Here is a 4,060-nt window from a genome sequence, read left to right on the forward strand (position 1 = left end):
TTATACTCACTCTACAATATCATACATATAAAATATTTTATTTTTTTATACTTATTGTTTTTTTTTTATTTCTTTATTTTTTTATTTATTTTTCAGTAAATTAAAAATCGCCGGCGAAAGCCTGGTTTAATTTTTCATTTATATCTTTCCGGCTCAAAATCTTGACCGTTATTTAATAAGTTGAAAGCTATCACGGCAAGTTTGCGCATGATGGCTATCAGTATGAGTTTTATGGGCTTTCCTTTGACTTTTAATCTGTTTACGAAACTGGAAAAGACGTTACAGCGATAAGCAACTACGGCGGGCATATACAGGCTTTTTCTGATGTCGGCATTGCCGATTTTCGATATTCGGCTTTTGCCGTTTACGCTGCTTCCTGATTGGTTTTTGCGTGGGTCTAAACCGAGATAGGCAGTAAACTGCTTTTGGTTGGAGAAAGGGTGTCTTTTGTAGGCGGAAAGCAATACTGCTGCGCTTTGTTCCCCTATGCCCGTAATGGTCTTTAGGCGTTTGCGTTGCGTATTGTAATCGGGATGAGACTTGTAGAACTGGAGCAGTTGCTTTTTGATGTCACGTATTTGGCTGCTCAGATTTTCAATGGTGGTTTTGATATGCGGGGCAATGTAGTCGGGTGCTTCGTGCAGTTTGGTGGTTTCGGTCGCACGTTGTTGTTTGAGATGGTCTAAATATCGGGCTAGTTCTTGGAGCTGTTTCTGTTCTTGTGACGGCGGTATCCATGCTTTCAGTTTGTGTTTCCGGTCTTGGCAGTATTGTGCGATTAGTCTTGCATCTTGCTTGTCGGTTTTACTTCGTTGAAGTTCGGCTATGGCATACCCTTTTATTCTTCGCGGATTCTCGACCGTAACGGTGTAATGCTGATGTAAATAATGGGCTAGCGGTTCGTAATATGTTCCGGTGGCTTCGCAGCAGCAATGCAGCTCTGAAGTCATTTGATGAAATTTTAGCCAGTCTGTAAGTAGTTGGAATCCTTTCGGGTTGTTGCTGAATCTCTTTTCATGGTTTTGGCCGTCTGAAATGAGACAGCAATCTATTGTGAGTTTTGATACGTCTATGCCTAAGTACATGTGTTTTACCTTATGAATTCGGGTTGCGCCCTAGATAGTGTTCAAACTTCAGATGTACGAAAGCCCACGCTTCTATCTTTTTTACAAGCTATGGCTTTGGCCGTGCTTTCGAAGTCGTGGGCTTTACTTGGTGTTTCGTCAAACGCCAAGCCCTGAAAATGCTGGTTTCACGTTCAGGGCTTGAAGCTTATCGTGTGCTTGCCTTCGGCGACATTCGCCATGTGGCAGGGGTTGGCGCAAAAAACCGCCCCAACCCTTGCTAATAGCGTTTTTGGGTGGGCTAGCGTCAAGGGGTATCCAAAAAGTTTTATAAAGGCAAAAAACGCGCCTTTACAAAACTTTCTGGACGTCCTCCCCCTGACTTGTGTTTGTGTGGGCTATTTGGCTATGTTATATCCATAATAAATAATTACTGCTGCTCCTATTAACGATATTATGAACATCGGCAGAACGAAATATTTAAAAAATCCTCGCCAGCCTTTACGCTCATATGTTGTTGCAGCCCAAATCCCTAATAAAAAAGCTATACCCGAATTCACTAATTAACCTTTCCGCCCTCGTTACTTAGGGCTTTTTCTTCGTATCCGTCATACATCAAATTTTGCGGACTCTTTCCACCCATTGTCAAGACTTGAGGCGTTTCGTGCTGTTCCGCTGGTGCTGCCGTTACCGCCGTTTCGGGCTGTTTTGTCTTGTAGGGGTTAAAGGGCAGGCCGTCATTTACATATTGGACACAGGTTTTTTTGCTGATCTCTTTTATTCTTGTGCCTTGATCGGTATAGCAGTTACAGCCTTTTTCGGATTTGATGCAGGCAGACGGCCACGGCATGGCTTTAAAGGCTTTGTTCATGCCGTCGTAAATCGGGGCGGTTTCGGGACGCTCTGCTATTCTTGGTTCGTAGTCTTGCGGTGTGATATAGGGCTTTTCTTCCTCTTTTTCGGTTATTTTCGGCTCTTGTTGGGGATATTGGCCGCTTTGTTCAATTTGGGGTTGTGCCGTTTGTGTGTTTTGTGCGGTTTGGTTGCTGTCTGTTTCGGTTGTTTTTTTGACCTCTATCGGTTTTGATATGTCTTTATAACTGCCATATGCAATAAACATGCTGAATATAATTACTATAAGAACCAAAGGTAAAATAAATATCACTTTACTTCGTTTGGTTTTGATTTTTGTGTGTTCTTCGGCCGATTTGTAAACGCCAAATGCTTTTTTATCGAGTTTATAAACGCTTTTGACGCCGTTTGCTATATCGCCGTTTGCTTCGGGGTTGGCGCATCTTTCCCATTCGACCATACGCCTAACGCCTAGGCTGGTTTTGCCGATATGGCAATGATGACCTATCAGGCTTCTGACGTTGGCATCTATAAGCCGTGGGTGTTGTGTCAATAAAAAAATGTCTATGCCTTTATGTCGGTGTGTTTCAAGCTCAGCAACATAATCGGGGACTTTTGAACCGCTTGGGCGTGGACGGAATACGCGTTGACACTCATCGATCACGAGGATCGCGCCAGTAGGTGCCCATTTGTGCCACGTCTGCATGGTCTCTCCATCAGGGATCGGCAGATTAGGGATGATTTGGCCGTCAACTTCGGGAATTCCGTCAAGGTAAAGCGGACGGTTTTTTAAATCGTCTCTTGTCATCAAGTCTGAGATCATCTTTAATGTTTTGCCCGAACCGGGTACACCTGTTATCAGATACAACATTTTTTATCTCCTTTTTAATTATCTGTTTTATTTTTTTGACATAACTGCGGAGAGTTTGGCAAACGATTTAAGCGATGCAATAAATGCGAAAGTGCCAAATATCCAATTAAGACAAACCCCCATGCCTGTTATATAAAGTATTTGTAAGGCATCATCAGATATACCGCCTATTTGATTTGTTACATAGCTTAATAACTGTTGTTGCAGTTCGTTTGCCCCTACATAAGTTACAAACGACAGACCAAACGCGGCCATGATTTTTCCTGCTACGGTTGTCAATACGGCAGTTAATAATTTGCTCCACATGTTACAACTCCTTGACTGCCGACCATGCCGCCCAGCTACAACTTATCATGCATATTAAAATCAAAATTGGCCTGATTTTTCGGGAAATGTCGCAAATTGTGTCATATCCCATTTCGAATCGGCCAAACAATCCAAAATCAAATGATTGTGGCCTTGGACAAACACCGTCCGTCTGAAAGTGTTCCAACGGTTTCAGAGTGCCTATATCTTGATCGTTTTGCGGAATGTTTAGATCTTTTTCTTCTGCATTTCCCATATCTGCACACGCTGCGATGTTTGGAAACAGCGAACAAAGGCCATTTTCTTTTTGATTCGGCGTTTGTTGATTGTTTGGACTATTCGGACTGTTCGGCTCATTCGGTGTATTTGGAGAATTAGGGCTATTTGGTGCGTTTGGCGTGTCCGGACTCTCCTGTCTGCTCGGTGTTGTCTTTTCGGGCTTATTCGGCGCTTCCGGACTGTTTGGCTTTAAATCTGGACGTGGCACATAATCAACGCCTACAGTGCCGTCTTGATTCATTTTGAATCTTGTTTGTTGTGGGGTGCCACTGCCTTCAGGGGTATAGGGCGCACTAAGCGCGGTATCTGGACTAAATGTGCTTGGCTCGGCAGATTGATTCATAACACCCATTTTTGCCAGTTGATTCATCAGCTCGGCATGGTTTGTCTTATTGTTTTCAAGCATGCGTTTTAAAATGTCTAACATTTCTTTTTGTGTCAGCATGAAATCTTCAGGTTTTACTTGGCTTTGATTTTGTGCGAGTTTCTCTTTTTTTTCTTCTGGAACTGTACCTTCTTTATATGAATTGTAATAAACATAAACATGTTTATCTGACGGAGTGCTAACAGTAATTCTTGAAGGTGATGAATTAGGAATGTCGATATCAACATGAGATACAAAACGACCTAAATAAGCAGGAGAGTTATCCAATGTATTATCTTTTGAACCATTTAAATTAATTCCAAA

The 4,060-nt window shown here is 42.4% G+C and carries 4 protein-coding genes; all 4 read right to left on the reverse strand.

Features of this window, described 5'->3' with window-relative positions; translation table 11 throughout:
* Positions 1 to 134: 134 nt before the first annotated feature.
* Positions 135 to 1,085, reverse strand: a complete 951-nt coding sequence (locus tag ACTHS3_RS10510) for an IS110 family transposase (protein ID WP_049336919.1) — start codon at positions 1,083 to 1,085, stop codon at positions 135 to 137.
* 538 nt (positions 1,086 to 1,623) lie between these two features.
* The gene (locus tag ACTHS3_RS10515; protein WP_440367924.1) at positions 1,624 to 2,787 is read right to left on the reverse strand and encodes a zonular occludens toxin family protein; all 1,164 of its coding nucleotides are present in this window, start codon (positions 2,785 to 2,787) and stop codon (positions 1,624 to 1,626) included.
* 27 nt (positions 2,788 to 2,814) lie between these two features.
* Complete coding sequence (locus ACTHS3_RS10520) at positions 2,815 to 3,093, reverse strand: DUF2523 domain-containing protein (protein ID WP_049336921.1); 279 nt, start codon at positions 3,091 to 3,093, stop codon at positions 2,815 to 2,817.
* A gap of 1 nt (position 3,094) precedes the next feature.
* Positions 3,095 to 4,060, reverse strand: a 966-nt coding sequence (locus ACTHS3_RS10525) for an IgG-binding virulence factor TspB family protein (RefSeq protein WP_440367925.1), incomplete at its 5' end; no start/stop codon positions are given.

This window comes from Neisseria sp. P0009.S007 (genome assembly GCF_051962515.1).

Excerpts from the sequence above, each read along its gene's own strand:
- ACTHS3_RS10510 (WP_049336919.1), bottom strand. The coding sequence starts at position 1,085 with ATGTACTTAGGCATAGACGTATCAAAACTCACAATAGATTGCTGTCTC.
- ACTHS3_RS10515 (WP_440367924.1), bottom strand. The coding sequence starts at position 2,787 with ATGTTGTATCTGATAACAGGTGTACCCGGTTCGGGCAAAACATTAAAG.
- ACTHS3_RS10520 (WP_049336921.1), bottom strand. The coding sequence starts at position 3,093 with ATGTGGAGCAAATTATTAACTGCCGTATTGACAACCGTAGCAGGAAAA.